The organism is Sphingomonas sp. Ag1 (assembly GCF_000980895.1).
GTDB lineage: Bacteria > Pseudomonadota > Alphaproteobacteria > Sphingomonadales > Sphingomonadaceae > Sphingomonas > Sphingomonas panaciterrae.
Map to the genome: position 1 here is coordinate 270,429 of NZ_LAZX01000094.1, position 19,254 is coordinate 289,682.

16 protein-coding genes are annotated in these 19,254 nt (G+C 66.0%); 6 read left to right on the forward strand and 10 right to left on the reverse strand.

Annotation, left to right across the window (positions count from 1 at the left end; all coding sequences use genetic code 11):
• Positions 1 to 18 precede the first annotated feature (18 nt).
• The gene (locus tag XM50_RS14105; RefSeq protein ID WP_046410378.1) at positions 19 to 3,051 is read right to left on the reverse strand and encodes a TonB-dependent receptor; all 3,033 of its coding nucleotides are present in this window, start codon (positions 3,049 to 3,051) and stop codon (positions 19 to 21) included.
• A 220-nt stretch (positions 3,052 to 3,271) separates the two neighbouring features.
• On the opposite strand from XM50_RS14105, the gene folE reads away from it, so the two are divergent.
• From folE to XM50_RS14120, 3 genes are read left to right on the forward strand one after another with little or no spacing between them, the layout of a single operon-like run.
• Entirely contained in the window at positions 3,272 to 3,901 is a 630-nt protein-coding gene (gene folE / locus XM50_RS14110; protein WP_046410379.1) for a GTP cyclohydrolase I FolE, read from the forward strand.
• Positions 3,898 to 4,656, forward strand: coding sequence for an SDR family oxidoreductase (locus XM50_RS14115; RefSeq protein WP_046410380.1), 759 nt, complete (start codon positions 3,898 to 3,900; stop codon positions 4,654 to 4,656). The genes folE and XM50_RS14115 overlap by 4 nt, the downstream gene beginning before the upstream one ends.
• Positions 4,649 to 5,008 carry a dihydroneopterin aldolase gene (locus XM50_RS14120; RefSeq protein ID WP_046410382.1) on the forward strand — a complete coding sequence of 120 codons (360 nt, stop codon included), beginning with the start codon at positions 4,649 to 4,651 and terminating at the stop codon, positions 5,006 to 5,008. The genes XM50_RS14115 and XM50_RS14120 overlap by 8 nt, the downstream gene beginning before the upstream one ends.
• An 11-nt stretch (positions 5,009 to 5,019) precedes the next feature.
• On the opposite strand, the gene XM50_RS14125 is transcribed toward XM50_RS14120, so the two are convergent.
• Both XM50_RS14125 and leuA read right to left on the reverse strand, forming a co-directional pair.
• Positions 5,020 to 6,150: a hypothetical protein gene (locus XM50_RS14125; RefSeq protein WP_046410384.1), complete on the reverse strand. Its 1,131-nt coding sequence runs from the start codon at positions 6,148 to 6,150 to the stop codon at positions 5,020 to 5,022.
• Between the two features lie 88 nt (positions 6,151 to 6,238).
• On the reverse strand, positions 6,239 to 7,897 hold the full coding sequence (gene leuA, locus XM50_RS14130) for a 2-isopropylmalate synthase (RefSeq protein WP_046410385.1): 1,659 nt from the start codon (positions 7,895 to 7,897) through the stop codon (positions 6,239 to 6,241).
• Between the two features lie 311 nt (positions 7,898 to 8,208).
• Between leuA and XM50_RS14135 the strand changes: the two genes are divergently transcribed.
• A complete protein-coding gene (locus tag XM50_RS14135) occupies positions 8,209 to 8,604 on the forward strand; it encodes a BLUF domain-containing protein (protein ID WP_046410387.1) in 396 nt (131 codons plus the stop codon).
• Between the two features lie 64 nt (positions 8,605 to 8,668).
• On the opposite strand, the gene XM50_RS14140 is transcribed toward XM50_RS14135, so the two are convergent.
• The 6 genes from XM50_RS14140 to miaA form a co-directional block, all read right to left on the reverse strand.
• Positions 8,669 to 9,313, reverse strand: a complete 645-nt coding sequence (locus XM50_RS14140; protein ID WP_046410388.1) for a YceI family protein — start codon at positions 9,311 to 9,313, stop codon at positions 8,669 to 8,671.
• A gap of 100 nt (positions 9,314 to 9,413) precedes the next feature.
• On the reverse strand, positions 9,414 to 10,169 hold the full coding sequence (locus tag XM50_RS14145) for a hypothetical protein (RefSeq protein ID WP_046410390.1): 756 nt from the start codon (positions 10,167 to 10,169) through the stop codon (positions 9,414 to 9,416).
• A gap of 77 nt (positions 10,170 to 10,246) precedes the next feature.
• Entirely contained in the window at positions 10,247 to 11,266 is a 1,020-nt protein-coding gene (gene ilvC, locus XM50_RS14150) for a ketol-acid reductoisomerase (protein WP_046410391.1), read from the reverse strand.
• An 85-nt stretch (positions 11,267 to 11,351) separates the two neighbouring features.
• Positions 11,352 to 11,867 carry an acetolactate synthase small subunit gene (ilvN, locus tag XM50_RS14155; protein ID WP_046410393.1) on the reverse strand — a complete coding sequence of 172 codons (516 nt, stop codon included), beginning with the start codon at positions 11,865 to 11,867 and terminating at the stop codon, positions 11,352 to 11,354.
• A gap of 103 nt (positions 11,868 to 11,970) precedes the next feature.
• A complete protein-coding gene (locus tag XM50_RS14160; RefSeq protein WP_046410394.1) occupies positions 11,971 to 13,716 on the reverse strand; it encodes an acetolactate synthase 3 large subunit in 1,746 nt (581 codons plus the stop codon).
• 74 nt (positions 13,717 to 13,790) lie between these two features.
• Positions 13,791 to 14,717 carry a tRNA (adenosine(37)-N6)-dimethylallyltransferase MiaA gene (gene miaA, locus XM50_RS14165; RefSeq protein WP_046410396.1) on the reverse strand — a complete coding sequence of 309 codons (927 nt, stop codon included), beginning with the start codon at positions 14,715 to 14,717 and terminating at the stop codon, positions 13,791 to 13,793.
• Here miaA and serB point away from each other — a divergent pair.
• Positions 14,710 to 15,591, forward strand: a complete 882-nt coding sequence (serB, locus tag XM50_RS14170; RefSeq protein ID WP_046411698.1) for a phosphoserine phosphatase SerB — start codon at positions 14,710 to 14,712, stop codon at positions 15,589 to 15,591. The genes miaA and serB overlap by 8 nt on opposite strands.
• Positions 15,592 to 15,666: 75 nt before the next feature.
• Positions 15,667 to 16,866: a cation:proton antiporter gene (locus XM50_RS14175; RefSeq protein ID WP_046410398.1), complete on the forward strand. Its 1,200-nt coding sequence runs from the start codon at positions 15,667 to 15,669 to the stop codon at positions 16,864 to 16,866.
• 63 nt (positions 16,867 to 16,929) lie between these two features.
• On the opposite strand, the gene XM50_RS14180 is transcribed toward XM50_RS14175, so the two are convergent.
• Positions 16,930 to 19,209 (reverse strand): glycoside hydrolase family 3 N-terminal domain-containing protein, encoded by a 2,280-nt coding sequence (locus XM50_RS14180; RefSeq protein ID WP_046410399.1) that lies wholly within the window; start codon positions 19,207 to 19,209, stop codon positions 16,930 to 16,932.
• Positions 19,210 to 19,254: the final 45 nt, after the last annotated feature.

Consider the following 19,254-nt stretch of genomic DNA (forward strand, 5'->3'; position numbering starts at 1 on the left):
AGCCGGCCCCTCTTTCGATCAGAAGCGGAAACCCGCACCGATGCCGTAGCGGCGCGGTTCCAGGGTGAAGATGTTGGTGAACAGGCCCGACGACTGATCGGTCAGGTACAGGCCGGTCGTGGCATTGTTGTCGAAGATGTTCTGGATGAAGCCGCGAACATACCAGCGGTCATCCATGCCGTTCAGCTGGATCTGGGCATTGGCCTGTTCATAGCCCTGGATCCGGTTGACGCGGCCGTTGAAGATGTTGCCGTAGCTTTCCCCGGTGTAGGTCAGGTCGAAGCGCGGGACGAGGTTCATGCCGTTCGAGAATTCGAACGTTTTCTGGATGCCAGCGGAGAACTTCGCGATCGGCGCCTGCGGCAGCGAATTGCCCTTGATGCTGACGCCCACGCCGTCGACCACCTGGATCAGATTGCCCGGGTTGAGCGGGCTGGTCGGGCCTGCCAGCGTCTGCAGCGTGTTGCAGAGGCTGAACGCACCGCTGGGCGCGCCAACATTGGCATCGACCGGGTAGGGCGACGGACCCCGCAGGCCGTTGGCGGCGGTGAGCCCGGCAGTCGTGTTGATCACGTTGTTCGCGGCGGAGACAAAGGCTTCGGCAGCGGCCGCGGTCGGACCGCGCACGACGCAGTTGAACGCGCCGCCGATGTCCTTGATGATCACCGAGTTGCGATCGCCGCCCGACGGATCGCGCTGGTTGATGAACAGCCCTTCCTCCTGGACGCTGGTCTTCAGGTAGCTCGCGCCCAGGTTGATCGCCCAGTCACGCGCCGGCCGAATGATCGCTTCCGCCTCGACGCCCCAGATGTTGGCGTCGATATTGTCGTTGATCGACGAGCGGGCAACGATGCGGCTCAGCTGCAGGTTCTTGTACCGATAGTAGAAGCCGGTGACGTTCAGCGTCAGCTGGCCATTGCCGAAGGTATTCTTCGAGCCGATTTCGAAGGCGTTCACGATTTCCGGTTCGAACGCGTCGGGGATGGTCAGGCCAGGGACCTGAACCGCCGGATTGAAGCCGCCGGACTTATAGCCTCGCGAATAGGAGGCATAGACCAGGTTGTTGGGCGTGAACTGGTAATCCAGCACGGCGCGGCCGGTGAACTCGTCGAACGTGCGATTGCGCCGCTGGAACGGCTGGATCCCGGGGGTAACCGGATCCGCGTCATAGGTGCCGTAATAGGGCGAGTCGAACGCGCTGCCCGTCTGCGTGTACGGCGTCAGGAAGCTCGCGAGCGTGCTGCGCGCCCGGAGCGACTTGTTGTCGTTGTTGTAGCGCAGGCCAAGCGTCAGCTTCAGCTGGTCGGTGAAGTCGAAATAGGTTTCACCAAAGATGCCGTAGGACTTCAGCTTGAACTCGGGCGCCGCGTTCAGGAAGAATGGCGTCGCCGAGAAGGACGGCGGCACGCCAGCGCCGGCTTGCGCGAGACTCTGTAGCGATCCGAGAACGCCGGCGACATAATCAATGGGGAAGGCATTAACGTAATAATCGCCATTGGTGAGCTTGTTCTGGACGTAGATACCGCCCAGCAGGAAGTTGAACATCCCGTCGAAGTCGCTGGAGATGATCGCTTCCGCCGACCATGCCTTCGTCTTCTGCGTCGACCGGTCGAACGCAAGCGGCGTATCGGCGCAGCGCTTGAACCCGCCATAGGAGCCCAGCCCGTTCGCCACCGCTTCGGAGGTGCAGAGGGAGGAGCCGACGCCATTGGGGATCAGCGCATTGGCGATCGGGCGGAAATAGGGCGCGAGCGTTGGGCTGGCAGCAAAAGCAGACAGCGCAGTGAGGCCCGGGATAATGCCCTGCGAGTTGCCGACGCCCAGCGTATAGTCCTGGCTCGAGTCGACGCTGGTCTCATGGTAGAAACCGGTCAATTGCGCGCGGATCGGCCCGAAATTATGCTCGAGGCGACCCTGGATCTGCAATTCGTCGGTGAAGTAGGTCGGGTTGACCGCCGAGGCGACCTTCCGGACGTCGGGTGAGTCGAGGTAGCCGGCATAGGCATCCGGGCCGTACAGGCTGTTCAGGCCGAGCAGCGAGGCGTCGATGCCTGCTGCACGGAACGCGCCGAACGTGATCCCCAGGAACTCACGCGAGCCGAGGGTTCCGGTGAAGCTGGCGTTGGTGTTGCTGCGCTGAAAGTCGAGGCGCCCGTTGAGGCAGCCCAGCGTACCGGTCGGATCGCGCTGGCACTGCTGCTTCTGGATGCGGAGGCGATCATCCTTTTCGCGGAAGTAATAGCCCATCAGGTCCAGCGTGGTGTCGACCGAAGGCTCCCAGCGGAACGAACCGCGGATCGCGTACATGTCGCGGCCGTCGATGCGGGTGTCGTTGTAGATATTCTCGGTATAGCCGTCGCGCTTCAGGTAGAAGCCGGCGAGGCGAACGGCCGCCGTGTCACCCAGCGGCACGTTGATCATGCCCTTCAGCCGGATCGAATCGTAATTGCCATATTCGGCGTCGCCGCTGGCCGAGAATTTGTCGGTCCGCGGCTTGGCCGTGATGAAGTTGACCACGCCAGACGTCGCGCTGCGGCCGAACAGCGTGCCCTGGGGACCGCGAAGCACCTCGACTCGCTCGAGATCGAAATATTCCGTTTCGAATATGCGGGTCGCGAACAGCGGCGTGCCATTGATATGGACGGCCGTCGCCGCATCGCACGAAATGCCGACGCACAGATCGCCGATGCCGCGGATCGTGAAGCTGGAGCCGGTGAAATTGCCCTTGGAGAAGGTCACGTTGGGCAGGGTCAACTGGAGATCGGAAGCGTTGTCGATCTGCTGCGCCTGCAGCGTCTCGGCCGAGAAGGCGGACACCGCGATCGGCACGTCCTGCAACGTCTGTGCTTGGCGTTGCGCCGTGACGACGATATCCGATCCCCAGCCGGCTTCCTGGGCCGCGGGGGAGAAGCCCGTCGAGCCGGGTGCCTGCTGGCTAGGCGCGGGCTGGGCCGGTGCAGGGTCGGCGGACGTTGTCTGCCCGAAGGCGGTAGAAGGAAGCATCGCAAGCAACGCGACGGCTGAGGCAGAAAGCAGATCGATCTTGCGCATTGACATCCTCTCCTGGATCCGCCGCCGGCTTTTTTGCCGATCTGCGGTGTGCAATTTGCAGGAAGGAAGGTAGCGCCATAACAATTCTTACGTCAAACGGATTTGCGGCTCTTATTTGCTTGTCTGATGGCGTTTGTGTCTGAAATGAAACAGTAGCTGATGTGAACTTTTGCTTCGTTGCAGCATGGCTCACATTGCATTGCACAAGGGTTTGTCTTTGATGAGCGTTAAAGGTTCACCGGAAGATGGTGATATTATTGGCGAAGACGGCAAGATCGCCGTGCCGGAGCATGTCGCAAGTGCAATACGCACGCTGATCGAATGGGCCGGGGACGATCCCTCCCGAGAGGGGCTGGTCGACACGCCGAAGCGCGTCGCACGCGCCTGGCGGGAATATTGCGCCGGCTATGCCGAGGATCCCGCGCATCACCTCTCTCGGATTTTCGAGGAAGTGGGTGGCTATGACGAGATCGTCCTTTTGAAGGATATTCCGTTCCAGTCGCATTGCGAGCATCACATGGCGCCCATCATCGGCCGCGCGCACATCGCCTACCTGCCGCGCAACCATGTCGTTGGTATCTCGAAGCTTGCGCGGGTCCTTCACGCTTATGCCCGGCGGCTGCAGGTACAGGAGCGTCTCACCGCTGAAGTTGCCGACTGCATCTGGAACGGCCTGAAGCCTCAAGGCGTCGCGGTCGTCATCGAGGCGAGCCACGCGTGCATGACCGCGCGCGGCGTGCGAACGCCGGGCGTGTCGATGGTGACCAGCCGCGTGATGGGCGTGTTCCGCGACGATGAACGCAGTCGCAAGGAGGTGCTGGCGCTGATGGGCATGCAGGGGCGCGCGTGAGCCGCACTGTTCTCGTCACGGGCGGAGCACGGCGGCTCGGGGCGGCAATCTGCCGCGCCTGTGCCGATGCGGGGTGGCGCGTCGTCATCCACTATGGCTCGTCCGAGCAGGACGCCGTGAAGCTCGCGGCGGAGATCGATGGCGTTGTGGTGAGTGGCGATTTGTCACGCACGAATGAGATACATGCGCTCGTCGACCGCGCGGTAGCCGCGGCAGGCGGTCCGATCCATGCGCTCGTGAACAGTGCATCACGGTTCGAGGAGGATCGCGCGGGGGCGATCAATCCGCGCCTCGCGGCGGAGCTGTACGCGATCAATTGCACGGCGCCTGCGATGCTGTCAGCGGCATTGGCAGCGCAGCCGGACCTGGCTCAGGGCGCGGTGGTCAATTTGCTGGATCAGAAGCTCGCCAATCCCAACCCGGATTTCTTCTCTTACTCGTTGACCAAATATGCGCTCGCGGGTGCGACCGAGATGATGGCGATGGCGCTGGCGCCGCGCATCCGGGTCAATGCGGTGGCGCCGGGACTAACGCTGCCGAGTGGCGACCAGACGGCGGCGGAGTTCGACCAGGTTTCGCGCGAAAATCTGCTGCGGCGACCGGTGGGCGCGGAGCAGGTGGCGGCAGCGGTCGCGTGGTTGCTCGATGCGCCGAGCGTCACTGGACAGACCGTCTATGTCGACAGCGGCCAGCGCTTCCTGAAGCGTGACCGGGACGTGATGTTTGCGCCCCGCGGGGAGGCGCTGCGTGGCTGATTATTCGATCATCCTCGACCGGCTGGATGTCGCCATGCGCCTCGGCATCCACGCGCATGAAATGGAGCCGCAGCGGGTACGCCTGTCGGTCGAGATGACGGTGCGTTATCCGCATCCGCCGTCCGCCGACGCGATCGACGAGGTGATGGATTATGACTTCGTTCGCACGGGAATTCAGGAGCTTGCGGCTGGACCAGGCTTTGCGTTGCAGGAAACGCTGGTGGAGGCGATCGCCGCCATGTGCCTCGCCGACGCGCGCGTACAGCGGGTGCGGGTGCGGTCGATGAAGCTCGACGTCTACCCGGATGCGCGCGTCGGGTGCGAGGTGGTGCGGGACCGCGTCGGCCGCTAGCCGGGTCCGATTTAACTGGCGGGCCGCGGCTTTGCGTCGGGGCTGGTGAGGTCGACGATCTCGAACCCGTTGGTCGCCATGCGTCGGCGCACCAGGCTGCCGATCGGGGTGGTATAGTCCGATCGGCGGGTGAACCGCTCGATCCGGTAGGTGCCTTCTTCCGGCACGCTCGTCGCGGGAATGGGGGAGTAACGGCGGCCTTCCACCTGAGACACAATGGCCGCAGCCCAACGGCTGCCGGGCGAGGCCTGGAGAACTTCGGCCTCGGCGGTGCGGCCGTCGGCCTTCACCCAGAAACCGATGTCGGCCCATTGCACGGCGTCCTGTTCGCTGGCGGTGCGCGGAATGGGATCGATGAACCCCTGCGCGCGTGAGAGGGAATTCGCATCCGAACTGGCGACCAAATTGTACGGTGGTTCCCAGACCAGCAACTGCCGGTCGCCGGGCGCACCGCCGACCTGATCGGCTATGTCGCCCGTCTTGGCGCGATCGGTGTATACCGCCTCGGCGCGCACCCGCATCACGGTCAACAGTTTCCGCACTTCGGGATCAGCCGCCACCGGCAGCGCCTCAAGCGCGCTGATCCGTCGTAGCGCGACCGCCTTCTTGCCCACGCCCATGTCGAGCGCCGCGAGCCGCAAGCCCGCCAGCACGGCAGCGCGATCCTCACCGCGGCGGCGCGCCTCCGCCTCGGCGGCGCGATAGGCGTTCTGCGCGCGGCGATAATCGCGCAGCTTCATCCACATGTCGCCCAGCGTGATCGAGGATAAGACGACGGAATTGTCGTCGGCGGGAAGATGATCCCGCAGCACCCGCACCTGATCGGCCACCGCCGAGCGATAGGTGTCGCGATCGCCCTCATGGATCGCGACGGTGGCATAAGCCTCGTACAAGGCGGCGACCGGGCGGGGATCGGACCCCGCCTTGTCCTTGTTGCGGGCAACCGCCGCAGCAAGCAGCCGCTTCGCCTTCAGATATTCGCCGTCGCGAAACTGCGATTCGGCAAGTGCGATGGTCGCGGTCGCGTCACGCAGGGGCGTGCAATTACCCCTGGCACAATCCGCCTGCGCCTCAACCAGTCGTTTCCCCTTGATCACGATATCGGCCGTTGCGGCCTGAAGCATCAGCAGCAAGGTGAACATGGCGTCTCTCCTTCGATCCGCAGCATGATCCTTTTGCGTGACTGGTCAAGTCACGCCGTCATCATTGCGGATCGAGGAAAGTTGTTGATCAGGCGCGGTTTGCGGCGCTCAGCACGGCGCGAACACTGGCGGTCGCGACATCGGTATCGATGCCCACGCCCCAGACGATGCGGCCATCGGCAGTGCGGCATTCAAGATAGGCCGCTGCCTGCGCGCCCGCGCCATGGCCGATCGCGTGCTCGGTATAATCGACCACGTCGAGCGCCGGCCCGGTCGTGTCCGCCAGCGCGGCGATCACGCCGGAGATGAGGCCGTTGCCGCGACCGGAGAGCGAGCGTTCCTCGCCGTCGATCGCAACGCGGCCAACGAAGCGGCGATCGCCGACGCTGCCCGTCTCATCATAATCACGCAGCACGAAGCGGTCCTTGTCGCCCGGCAGGTACGTGCGCTCGAACGCGCCCCAGATGTCGGCGGCGTTCAGTTCGCGGCTCGTCTCGTCGGCCAACGCCTGGACGTGGTGGCTGAAATCGGCCTGCAGCCGCTTGGGCAGCTTTAGCCCCTTGTCCTGTTCGATCACCCAGGCGACGCCGCCCTTGCCCGATTGCGAATTGACGCGGATCACGGCTTCGTAGCTGCGGCCGAGATCGGCCGGGTCGATCGGCAGATAGGGCACTTCCCAGAAATCGTCGTTGCGCGCCTGCTGCGCGGAGAAGCCCTTCTTGATCGCGTCCTGGTGGCTGCCGGAGAAGGCAGTGAAGACGAGGTCGCCGGCATAGGGCGTGCGCGGGTGGACCGGGATGTTAGTGGCATATTCCACCGTCTTCACGATCCCGTCGATGTCGCTGAGATCCAGCTTCGGATCGACGCCCTGGGTGTACATGTTGAGCGCGACCGTCACGAGATCGCAATTGCCGGTACGCTCGCCATTGCCCAGCAGGCAGCCCTCGACGCGGTCCGCGCCGGCCATCAGCCCAAGCTCCGCCGCGGCGACGCCGGTGCCGCGATCGTTATGCGTGTGGAGGCTGATCACCACCGCCTCGCGGTTCGGAATGTGGCGGCCAAAATATTCGATCTGGTCGGCATAGACGTTGGGCGTCGCGCATTCGACCGTTGCCGGCAGGTTGAGGATAATCGGGCGCTCAGCGGTCGGCCGAAGCACGTCCATCACCGCGGCGCACACCTCGATGCTGAAATCCACCTCGGCCGTGGAGAAGGTTTCCGGGCTATATTCGAAATGCCAGTCGACGTTGGGCTGCTTGGCCGCTTCGTCGCGCAGCACCTTTGCGCCCTCGATCGCGATCGCCTTCACTTCCTCGCGGCTCATGCCGAACACGATGCGGCGCCACGCGGGGCTGACGGCGTTGTAGAGGTGGACGATCGCCGAATGCGCGCCCTCAAGGCTCTGGAAGCTGGTTTCGATCAGGTCACGGCGCGACTGGGTCAGCACCTGGATCTTCACATCCTCGGGGATGCGATCCTGCCTGATCAGGCCGGAGATAAAATCGAACTCGGTCGCGCCGGCGGAGGGGAAGCCGACCTCGATCTCCTTCAGGCCGACCTTTACCAGCAGGTCGAAGAAGCGGGTCTTCTTTTCCGCATCCATCGGATCGATCAGCGCCTGGTTACCGTCGCGAAGATCGGTCGACAGCCAGCGCGGCGCGCGGGTGATCACCTTCGACGGCCAGGTACGGTCGGGGATGTCGATGGTCGGGAAGGGGCGGTATTTGGTCGATGGATCGCGCAACATGGATCGGCTCTCTTCGCTTGAAGGGGCAGTTTCGGCTCTTCAGGTGCCCTTAGGCGCTTCGCGTGCGGCCCGTGGGCGCACGGCGTGGATCGCGCCTAAGGGCGCGTAAGTCGCAGAAGGAGGCCGAGATCACGGATCATCGCCGTCCGGTTGCCGCATCTTGGCCGGCTTGTCCACCCGCTGATCAATTCGTCGTCGACATGTGCGGGCTGCGCCGGGCCGCTGGCAGGACAGAGCGGCGGCGAACTTTGACGCTTTCGTAATGCCTTGATGGATAGAAGGAGGGCTGTCGGGAAAGACAAGGGATCAGTGTGAGACAGCTTCTTTATATCAGTTCGGCCACTCCCGACGCGGCCGTTGATGTGGGCATCATCCTCTCCGCCTCCATGCGCAACAATCGGCGCGACGGTGTGACAGGGCTGTTGTGGACCGACGAACGCCGGTTCCTGCAGGTTTTGGAGGGTGAGAGTGGCGCAGTTCAGGCGGTGTTCGACCGGATCAGCCGCGACCCGCGCCACCGCGGCATCGTGGTGCTGCACGACCGCGCGATCGCGGTGCGTGAATTCGGCAGCTGGGACATGGCGCGGCGCGGGCGGAACGATACTGCTGATGCCTTTGATACGCGGATGCGGCACCATCTGGCCGCCGCCTCACCGACCGTGCGCGGCACGTTCGAGGGGCTGATCGCGGCGCGGCGCGCCGCCTGACGGGCGATGAAAAGGCGGCGTCGGCGGGGCGAGCCCCCGCGGCGACGCCGCCCGAAACGCTTGCTTACTTCTGGAAGGCGGCGGTGATCTTCAGCTTCACCTCGTCACCGACCATCGGAATACCATAGCCGATGTTGAACTCGCTGCGGCGCAGCGCGCCGGTCGCGGTGAAGCCGACATTCTCCTTGCCGCCCATCTGCGCCGGCGCCTTGCCCGCACCGTAGAAGCTGGCGTCGAGTACCACCGGGCGGGTCACGCCGTTCAGCGTCAGATTGCCCTCGATCCGTGCCTTCTCGCCATTGGGCGTGACGCGGGTGGAAACGAAGCGCGCGGGGGCGGGTGCCGCGCCGAAGAAGTCGGCTGGCTTGCCCGCCTCACCCGGCTTCAGCATGTGCTTGGTGAGGCCTGCGCTGGCGGTGGTCACTTCGGCGATCGGGATGGTGACATCGACCTTCGACGCCGCCGGGTTCTTCGGATCCAGCGTCAGCGTGCCGGTGATGTTGCCGAACAGGCCGAAATAGGGCGAGAAGCCGAGGTGATCGACCGTCCACTGCACCAGGGTATGGCCCGCATCTGCGGTGTAGGTGCCGCCGGTAACGGCCGAAATGTTCTTCTGGCCCGGGATGGTCGGCGCCGGCGACTGCTGCTGCGCGGCGTACACCGAGCCCGTCAAAAGAGCAGAGAAAATGAATGCATGTGCGATGCGCATGTGAAAACCTCCCGGAAATGACCCAAGCCCTGAAAGCCAGAACGCTCGGGCGCGGAAAAGGTCCGCGTCCGAAACGACCCGTTTCACTTATTTTCGCGCATCACTTATTTTCAACGCCGACCACGATATCGAACTTGATCCGCACCCAGGCGCCGACCATCGGCTTTCCATTGACCCGTGGCGGGCGCACCAGGAACTGCCATGATGCCCGTCGCAGCCCGCGCGCGATGCCGGAGCCCGGCGTTTCGCCCATCTCGCGGCAATCCTCCACGCGATTGCGCCCCACGGTGCGGCAGGCGATGATGCCCCAGCCGCTTTCCTGGCGCGCCGGCATGAAGGGCGAAAGCTCCGCCTTGGTCGGCTCGCGCACCCATTCGGCGGCGTAGAGCGTCTCGCCGTTCGGCCCGCCCCCGGCGACCCCTTCGGATCCGCCCCCTGATGCAGCGCCTTCGCCCGCGCCGCCGCCGCTTGGCGCCGGCGTGCTCTCGATGCGGCCGATGTCGGCGGAGGCATAATCGGCGCGCGACAGCTTGATCACGCCCGGAAGCTCGATCGGCGGGGGTGGAACCGGCGGCGGGGGCTGCGTGACCGGGGGCGTCGGCGCGCGTTGCGACGTCGCCTTGGGGCGCTGTTGCGTGCGCGGCTGTGCCGCCTGCGGCGCGGGGCCGGGCGAGCTGACGTCGAAGGTGGACAGGATGCTGCCCTCGCCCGGCGGGCGGCCGGGCCAGGCGCCCATGCGGATCAGCACCAGCACCAGCAGCGCCACCAGCAGCAGCGCGAGGCCTGACGATACGAGCCGCGCACGCCAGGTCGGCCGGGCGCGGTACGTCGCATGAGTGGTGGACGCTCCCCGCATCGCCCGCCGCCTAATCGGTTGCGGCGGCGGGAACAATGCAGATGTGGCGGCCGATCAGCGCCGGCCGCAAGTGAGGCTTAGTTCTTTTCCTTGTCGACCAGCTTGTTCGCGCCGATCCATGGCATCATCGCACGCAGCTCGGCACCGGTCTTCTCGATCGGATGCGCTTCGGCCGCCTTGCGCGCGGCCTTCAGCTCGGGCTGGCCGGCGCGGTTGTCGAGGACGAAGTTCTTTACGAAGCGGCCCGACTGGATGTCGGCGAGGACTCGCTTCATTTCCTTCTTCGTTTCGTCGGTGATGATCCGCGGGCCGGTGGTGATGTCGCCATATTCGGCCGTGTTGCTGATCGAATAGCGCATGTTCGCGATGCCGCCCTCATACAGCAGGTCGACGATCAGCTTGGTTTCGTGGAGGCACTCGAAATAGGCCATCTCGGGGGCGTAGCCCGCCTCGACCAGCGTCTCGAACCCGGCCTGGATCAGGTGAGTGATGCCGCCGCACAGCACGGCCTGCTCACCGAACAGGTCGGTCTCGCACTCTTCCTTGAAGTTCGTCTCGATGATGCCCGAACGGCCGCCGCCGACGCCGCTGGCATAAGCGAGCGCGATGTCATGTGCATTGCCGCTCGCGTCCTGATGGATCGCGATGAGGCAGGGGACGCCGCCGCCCTTCACATATTCGCTGCGCACCGTGTGGCCCGGGCCCTTTGGCGCGATCATGATGACGTCGATGTCGGCGGGTGCCTCGATCAGGCCGAAGTGGATGTTGAGGCCGTGCGCGAAGGCGAGCGCGCTGCCGGGCTTCATATTGCCCTTCAGGTCATTCTCCCAGATCGCCGCCTGATGCTCGTCCGGCGCCAGGATCATGAGGATGTCGGCCCAGCCGGCGGCTTCCTTGTTCGACAGCACCTTGAAGCCGGCGGCCTCGACCTTCTTCGCGGTCGCCGAGCCTTCGCGGAGCGCGATCGCCACGTCCTTGACGCCGCTGTCGCGCAGGTTCTGCGCATGGGCATGGCCCTGCGAGCCATAGCCGACGATGGCGATCTTCTTGGAAGAGATCAGGTTCAGGTCAGCGTCGCGATCGTAATAGACACGCATTTATAGATACTCCTTTGCTCGTGCGTCCCGGCGTCAGGTCCGGGGCCCGGCGGGCGGCCGGGCGAAACGGTTGGTTGGTGAAAAGTCAGGCAGCCTCGTTGCCGCGGCCGATCGCGACGATGCCGGTGCGGGCGACCTCGATCAGGCCGACCTCGCTCATCAGCTCGACGAACTTGTCGATCTTCTCGATCCCGCCGGTCACTTCGAACACGAAGCTGGAGGTGGTCGCATCGACCACGCGCGCGCGATAGACGTCGGCGAGGCGAAGCGCCTCGATCCGGTGGTCGCCCACGCCGCGCACCTTCACCAGCGCCAGCTCGCGTTCGACATGCGCGCCCTCGGCGGTCAGGTCGCGCACCTTGTGGACCGGCACCAGCCGGTCGAGCTGCGCCACGATCTGCTCCAGCATCGGCTTGCTGGCCGACGTGACGATGGTGATCCGGCTGACCGCCTTGTCGGCGGTGATCTCGCTCACCGTCAGGCTTTCGATATTATAGCCGCGCGCGGTGAAGAGGCCGGCGATCCGCGCCAGGATGCCCGGTTCGTTGTCGACGATGACGGCGAGCGTATGGCGCTCCGCAGTTTCGGATTTGATATGCACTGTTCTTGTCCTTCTCCCCTCCCGCGCGAGCGAGAGGGGCGGGGAGGAGGAATGGGGTGGGCGGCCGCAGCCGGCCGCCGCACGACCGGATCAGACGGGCGGATCAGACGAGCGCCTTGGCCTCGTCGTCCATCGTCCCCGATACTTCGTTCGCCTGCAGGATCATGTCCGTGTGGGCGGCGCCGCTGGGGATCATCGGGAAGCAATTGGCGAGCTTCGCCACCATGCAATCCACCATCACCGGGCCATCATGCGCGAGCATGTCGGCGATCCCCTGATCCAGCTGGTCGGGATGCTCGATACGAATTCCCTTCCAGCCATAGGCCTCGGCCAGCTTCACGAAATCGGGTAGCGAGTCCGAATAGCTTTCGGCGTAGCGGCTCTCATAGGTGAGCTCCTGCCACTGGCGGACCATCCCCATATATTCATTGTTGAGGATGAAGACCTTCACCGGCAGGCGATATTGCGTTGCCGTCGCCAGTTCCTGGATGTTCATCTGGATCGAGGCTTCGCCCGCGATATCGATGACCAACGCCTTGGGGTTGCCGAGCTGCGCACCGATCGCCGCGGGAAGCCCATAGCCCATCGTGCCGAGCCCGCCGGAGGTCAGCCACTTGTTCGGCTTTTCAAAGCCGAAATGCTGCGCGGCCCACATTTGGTGCTGGCCGACCTCGGTGGTGATGATCGGATCGCGTTGATGGGTCGCCTCCCACAGCGAACGGATCGCGCGCTGCGGCATGATGACCGCATCATCCTTGGGGAAGTTCAGGCATTGCACCGCACGCCAGCCCGAGATGCGCCGCCACCATTCGGCAGTGTCAGGCTTGGGATGCTGGCGCCCCTTCCACACGCGGATCATGTCCTCCATCGCATGGCCCGCATCGGCAACGATGCCGAGGTCGATGCGCACCGTCTTGTTGATGCTGGACCGGTCGATATCGATGTGGACCTTGCGGCTGTTGGGCGAAAAGGCGTCGAGCCGCCCCGTAACACGGTCGTCGAACCGGGCGCCGATCGCGACGATCAGGTCCGCCTGGTTCATCGCCATGTTCGCCTCATAGGTGCCGTGCATGCCCAGCATGCCCAGGAACTGCGGCGAGGTGGCGGGAAAGGCGCCAAGCCCCATCAGCGTCGAGGTGACCGGCGCGCCGGTGATCCGCGCCAGCTCGCGCAGCAGCTGCGACGCCCCCGGGCCGGAGTTGATCACGCCGCCGCCGGTGTAGAGGATCGGGCGCTCCGCTGCGGCGAGCATGTCGACGACCTGCTCGATCCCGCTGCGCTCCGCCTTCAGCGCGGGACGATAGGTCTTGTGCTGGATCGGGCCGGGCTTCGTATAGCTGGCGGTCGCGACCTGCACGTCCTTGGGGATGTCGACCACCACCGGGCCGGGGCGGCCGGACGTGGCGATATGGAACGCCTCGTGGATTACCTCGCCCAGGCGCGCGGGGTCCTTCACCAGATAATTGTGCTTGGTGCAGTGGCGCGTGATGCCGACGGTATCCGCCTCCTGGAAGGCGTCCGATCCGATCAATGCGGTCGGCACCTGGCCGGTGATGACCACCATCGGGATCGAATCCAGCAGCGCGTCGGTGATACCGGTGACGGCATTGGTCGCGCCCGGGCCCGAGGTGACGAGCACCACGCCCGGCTTGCCGGTGGAACGGGCATAGCCCTCCGCCGCATGGGTCGCCGCCTGTTCGTGGCGTACAAGAATGTGACGAATTCGCTTGGACCGGAAAAGGGCGTCGTAAATCGGTAGGACCGCGCCGCCAGGATAGCCGAAGATGACCTCCACGCCGAGATCGCACAGCGCCTCGACCAGGATGTCTGCTCCGCTTTTCTCAGTCACGTTGAAATTCCTTTCTTTACTATACGCACCCGGCTGGATGGGTCGGGCGGCGCTACGGTCGCAAAAGTTGCGCGTCAAGGCTCCGTCTTGAAATAATATTCCAGATTGATCGTATCGCTGTTGTTTATGCGTGGCCAGTCCGCCGGCGGCTGGTGCCTAAACCAGGTATATTGCCGCTTGGCATAGCGGCGGGTGGCGAGCGCGGTCCGCGCCTCCGCTTCATCGCGCGACAGGTCGCCGGCGAGCATCGCTGCAATGTCCTCCACCCCGATCGCCCGGCGGACAGGCGCGCTGGGATCGACGTCGCTGCGGGCGAGCAGCGCCGCGACCTCCTCGACCGCCCCGCCATCGAACATCGCGCCCAGCCGGGCGTCGATCCGCTGGTTGAGCAGGTCGCGATCGGGCAGCACGATCAGCGGGGCGAGCGTGACGGCGTCGCCGATCCCGCCGCTGCGCGCGGCCTGCCACCCGGCCAGCGGTCGACCGGTCGAGCGCACCACCTCCAGCGCGCGGGCGATGCGCGCCGTGTCGCCGGGCGCGAGCCGGTCGGCCGCGGCGGGATCGCGTGATTGCAGCTCGCCATAGGCGATCGCCACGGGCATCGCGCGGATCTCCTCCCGGATCGCAGGATCAATCTCCGGCACGGGCGCGATGCCGTCGAGCAGCGTGCGAATGTAGAGCCCCGTGCCGCCTGTCAGGATCGGCAGGCGGCCGCTGCCATGCGCCTCCGCGATCACCGCGCGCGCATCCTGCGCCCAGCGGACCGCCGACCACCCCTCCGCGCCGTCAACATAGCCGTAGAGGCGATGCTCGGCGCGGCGCTCGTCCTCCGGTGAGGGGCGCGCGGTGATGATCGACAGGTCGCGATACACCTGGCTCGCATCAGCGTTGATGATGACGCCGCCGGTGCGTTCGGCGAGCGCGAGCGCCAGCGATGACTTGCCGCTGGCCGTCGGCCCTGCAATGAGCGCCAGCGTCGGAAGGGAGTGCCGTTTGTTCACCGCAACGCTGATAGCAGCAGGGCGCCTGTCGCCCCAGACCCTCACGGACGCCGTCGCGCGCCTGACGGACGCCGGATGTGCGCCCGGGACGCCCGAATGGCTGGACGAGGGTGACGCGGCGGACATTGCGATCACCGCCGACCCGGCTGCCGCACGCACCGCGCTGGAGGGTGCAGCTGACGGCGTCGATGTCGTCGTTCAGCCAGCGGCGCGTCGCGAGAAGCGGCTGCTGGTCGCGGACATGGACTCGACCATGATCACCGTCGAATGCATCGACGAGCTCGCGGATTACGCCGGGCTGAAGCCGCAGATTGCCGAGATTACAGAGGCGGCAATGCGCGGCGAGCTGGATTTCGCCGCGGCGCTGGACGCGCGCGTGGCGCTGCTGCGCGGGCTGGATGCGAGCGCGATCGACCGCTGCCGCGCGGAACGCGTGCGGCTGATGCCCGGCGCGGTCGCGCTGGTGCGCACGATGCGCGCACGCGGCGCGACGACGATCCTGGTGTCGGGTGGGTTCACCGCCTTTGCCGAGCCGGTCGGCGCCGAGATCGGATTCGACCGCGTGATCGCCAACAAGCTGCTCGTCGCGGAGGGCGCGCTGACCGGCAAGGTGGCGACGCCGATCGTCGATTCCGGTACCAAGGAACGCACGCTGCGCGAGGCGCGCGCCGCGATGGACCTTCCCGAGGCGGCGACCCTGGCGGTCGGCGATGGGGCCAATGACCTCGCCATGATCGGGATCGCCGGGCTGGGCGTCGCCTATCGCGCCAAGCCGATCGTCGCGGCGGCGGCGGCGGCGCGGATCGACCATAATGATCTGACCGCGTTGCTCTGGGCGCAGGGCATCCGCCGGCGCGACTGGATCACTGCCTGATCGGCCAAGCCACTGTGCGCCCTTGCGGAATAACACGGCCGGTTCGATAGCGCGGCCTTCCCTGGGGGGCGGGTGATGACGACGACCGAACTGTTCCTGGTGGCGATGCTGATCGTCTTCAGCGCGCCCTATCTGCTGTGGCGGGTCGCCCGCACCGATTATTACGCGCCGCTGGTGGTGGTGCAGATCATCGGCGGCGTCCTGCTCGGGCCCGGGATCCTCGGCGCGCTTTTCCCCGCCTGGCATGCCAGCGTGTTCAACCCTGAGGTCATCACCGCGCTGAACGGCATCGCCTGGTGGGCGGTGATGCTGTTCGTCTTCGTCGCCGGTGTCGAGCTGGACCTTGGCGCGGCCTGGCAGCATCGCCGCGAGACGCTGGTTACCGCGTCCTGCGCGCTGTTCGTGCCGCTGGCGATCGGTTGCGGCGCGGCGCTGCTGCTGCTTGGCTGGCGTGACGGCTGGGCCGGCGCGGAGGGCGCACGATGGCAGGTGGTGCTGGGCATCGGCATGGCCTGCGCCGTCACTGCGCTGCCGATCCTGGTGCTGCTGCTGGAGAAGATGGCGGTGCTTCGCCACCCGCTCGGCCAGCGCATCCTGCGCTATGCCAGCCTCGATGATATCGCGATCTGGGGCGTGCTGGCGCTGATCCTGCTCGATTGGGAGCGGGTCGGGCGGCAGGCGGGTTTCCTGCTGCTGTTTCCGGTCGCCGCGACGCTGGTCAGGATGGTGATGCGGCGGCTGGCGGAGCCCGATCGCTGGTACGCCAGCCTGATCTGGCTGGCCGCCTGCGGGCTCGCCGCCGATTGGGCCGGGCTGCATTATATGGTCGGTGCGTTTCTGGCCGGGGCGATCATCGACGCGCGCTGGTTCGATCAGGCGCGGATGGACCAGTTTCGTGCGACGCTGCTGCTGGCGGTGATGCCGGTCTTCTTCCTCTCCACCGGGCTGCGGACGGACTGGTCGATGGGCGGGGTTGCGGTGCTGGGCGGCGCGCTGGTGCTGCTGGCGGCGTCCGTTGCCGGGAAGCTGGCCGGGGTTCAGCTTGCCGGGCGGATCCTGAAATGGCCGCGCGGGGAGGCGGGACTGATCGGGTGGCTGCTGCAGACCAAGGCGCTGATCATGATCATCTTCGCCAACATACTGCTCGACCGCGCGATCATCAGCGCGGAGACGTTCACCGCGCTGCTGCTGATGGCGGTGCTGAGCACGATGCTGACGACGCCAATGGTCGCCCCCCGGCTGCGGCGCATGGGGATCAGGCCGACCGCCGGCTGATCGCCCCTCGCGCCAGCCATCACCCGCAGGCGGCGGCTGGCGGGTGGTGGCTGGCGGATGGGGTCAGGCGAGCAGCTCGAACTGCCCGTGCACGCCCTCTGCCTGCGCGGACGGCGCGATCCACAGGTCAAAGGTGCCGGGCTCGACCGTCGGCTTCAGGTCGACGCCGATGAACTCCAGATCCGGCCGCCGCAGCGTGAAGGTCACGACCTCGCTGGCGCCGGGGGCGAGCGCGATTTTGCGGAATGCCTTCAGCTGGCGAACCGGGCGCGTCGTGCTGCCGATGCGATCGCGGATATAGAGCTGCACCACTTCTTCGGCGCTACGCTGGCCCTTGTTGGTGATCGTGGCGGAGACAGTCAGCGCACCGTTGCCCCCCATCGTCGCGGGCAGGTTCAGCCCCGAATAGGTGATGTCGCCATAGGTGAGCCCGTGGCCGAACGGATAAAGCGCGGTGTTTGGCGCGGTGCGGTAGGTCGCGCGATAGGGCGCAACGGCGTCACCGCCCGGTCGACCGGTCGGCTTGTGATCGTAATAATAAGGCTGCTGCCCGGATTCATGCGGGAAGCTGACCGGCAGGCGGCCCGACGGGCTATAGGCGCCGAACAGCACGTCGGCGATCGCCCGGCCGCTTTCGGAGCCTAGGAACCAGGTGACGAGGATCGCCGGCGCATCCTTCACCGCATCCTGCAGCGCCAGCGCGCGGCCGTTCTTCAGCAGGACGACGACGGGCTTGCCGGTTTTCGCCACCGCCTCGGCCAGTGCCTGCTGCGCCGCGGGGACGACGATGTCGGTCCGCGACTGTGCCTCGCCCGACATATTCTCCGCCTCGCCGATCGCGAGCAGCACGACGTCGGCGGCATTGGCGGCGGCGACCGCGGCCTCGATCCCGCCGGGCAGCGGCTCGTCCACCTTCGACCCGGCTGTCACGGTGACGTTGGACGCGCCAATCACCTCGCGCACACCCTGTGCCAGGTCGATCGACTGGGCATTGTCGCCATAGATCACCCAGGGGCCGTTCAGGTCATGCTTGTCGTCCGCAAACGGGCCGATGATCGCGACCTTCTGGCCGGTGCGGGGCAGGGGCAGCAGACTGCCTTCGTTCTTCAGCAGCACGATCGACTTGCGCGCCGCGTCACGCGCGAGGGCGAGGTGGCTTCTGGTGCGCGTGCGTGCCTGTTCGCGCTTCGCGTCGATGCGGCGGAACGGATCGTCGAACAGGCCCAGCCGATGCTTCACCGCCAGCACCCGGCGCACCGCCTGGTCCAGCCGCTCCATCGGCACCAAGCCGTCACGCACCAGACCGGGGAGGAAGCGGGCGTAATTGTTGCTCTGCATCGACATGTCGACGCCGGCCATGAACGCGATCCGCGCCGCGTCGCGCGAATCCTTGGCAAAGCCGTGCGCGATCATCTCCTCGTCGCCGGTGTAATCCCCGACGACGATCCCTTCGAAGCCCCATTCCTGGCGCAGCAGCGTGTCGAGCAGCCACGGATTGCCATGCGCCGGCACGCCCGAAATCTCGTTGAAGGACGCCATGGCGCTCAGCGCGCCGGCATCGAACCCGGCCTTGTACGGCGGCAGGTACACCTCGCGCAGCGTGCGTTCGGACACGTCGACCGTATTATAGTCGAGCCCGCCTTCCGCCGCGCCATAAGCGGCGAAATGCTTGACGCACGCCATCATCGCGTCCTGCGCGGTGAGATCCCGTCCCTGAAAGCCCTTCACCCGCGCCGCGGCGAACAGCATGCCGAGCCGGACGTCCTCGCCCGCCCCCTCCATCGTGCGGCCCCATCGCTGGTCGCGCGAAATGTCGACCATCGGGCAGAAGGTCCAGTCGAGCCCGGCCGCGGTCGCCTCCACCGCGGCGATCCGGGCGGTCTGTTCGGCAAGTGCGGGATCGAAGCTCGCCGCCTCGGCCAGCGGCACGGGGAAGATGGTGCGATAGCCGTGGATGATGTCGGCGGCGAAGATCAGCGGGATCTTCAGCCGCGATTCGCGCATCACCGCGCGCTGCATGCGCTGCGCCATCCGCGCGCCATTGCCGTTGAAGACGCCGGTGATCTTTCCCGCAACGGCATCCGCCAGCTGCGTCTCGAAGGTGGTGGTGCCGGTCGACGGCGGGTTCAGCGCGGTGGCGATCCCGCCCGCCCAGGCAGCGACCATCAGGTCGAGCTGTCCGGCCTTTTCCTCGATCGTCATGCGCGGCAGCAATGCGTCGACCGCTGCCGGAATCGTCAGGTTGGGGGATTGCAGCAATGCGCGCGCCGGGCTTGCCGCCCATGCCATGATTGCACCCGCTCCGCCTAATGCGGCGCGCCGCGACACCCGATGATCGACCATTTTCCTCCCCTTCACGGCGCAAAGCAGCACGTGGTCAAAATGAGA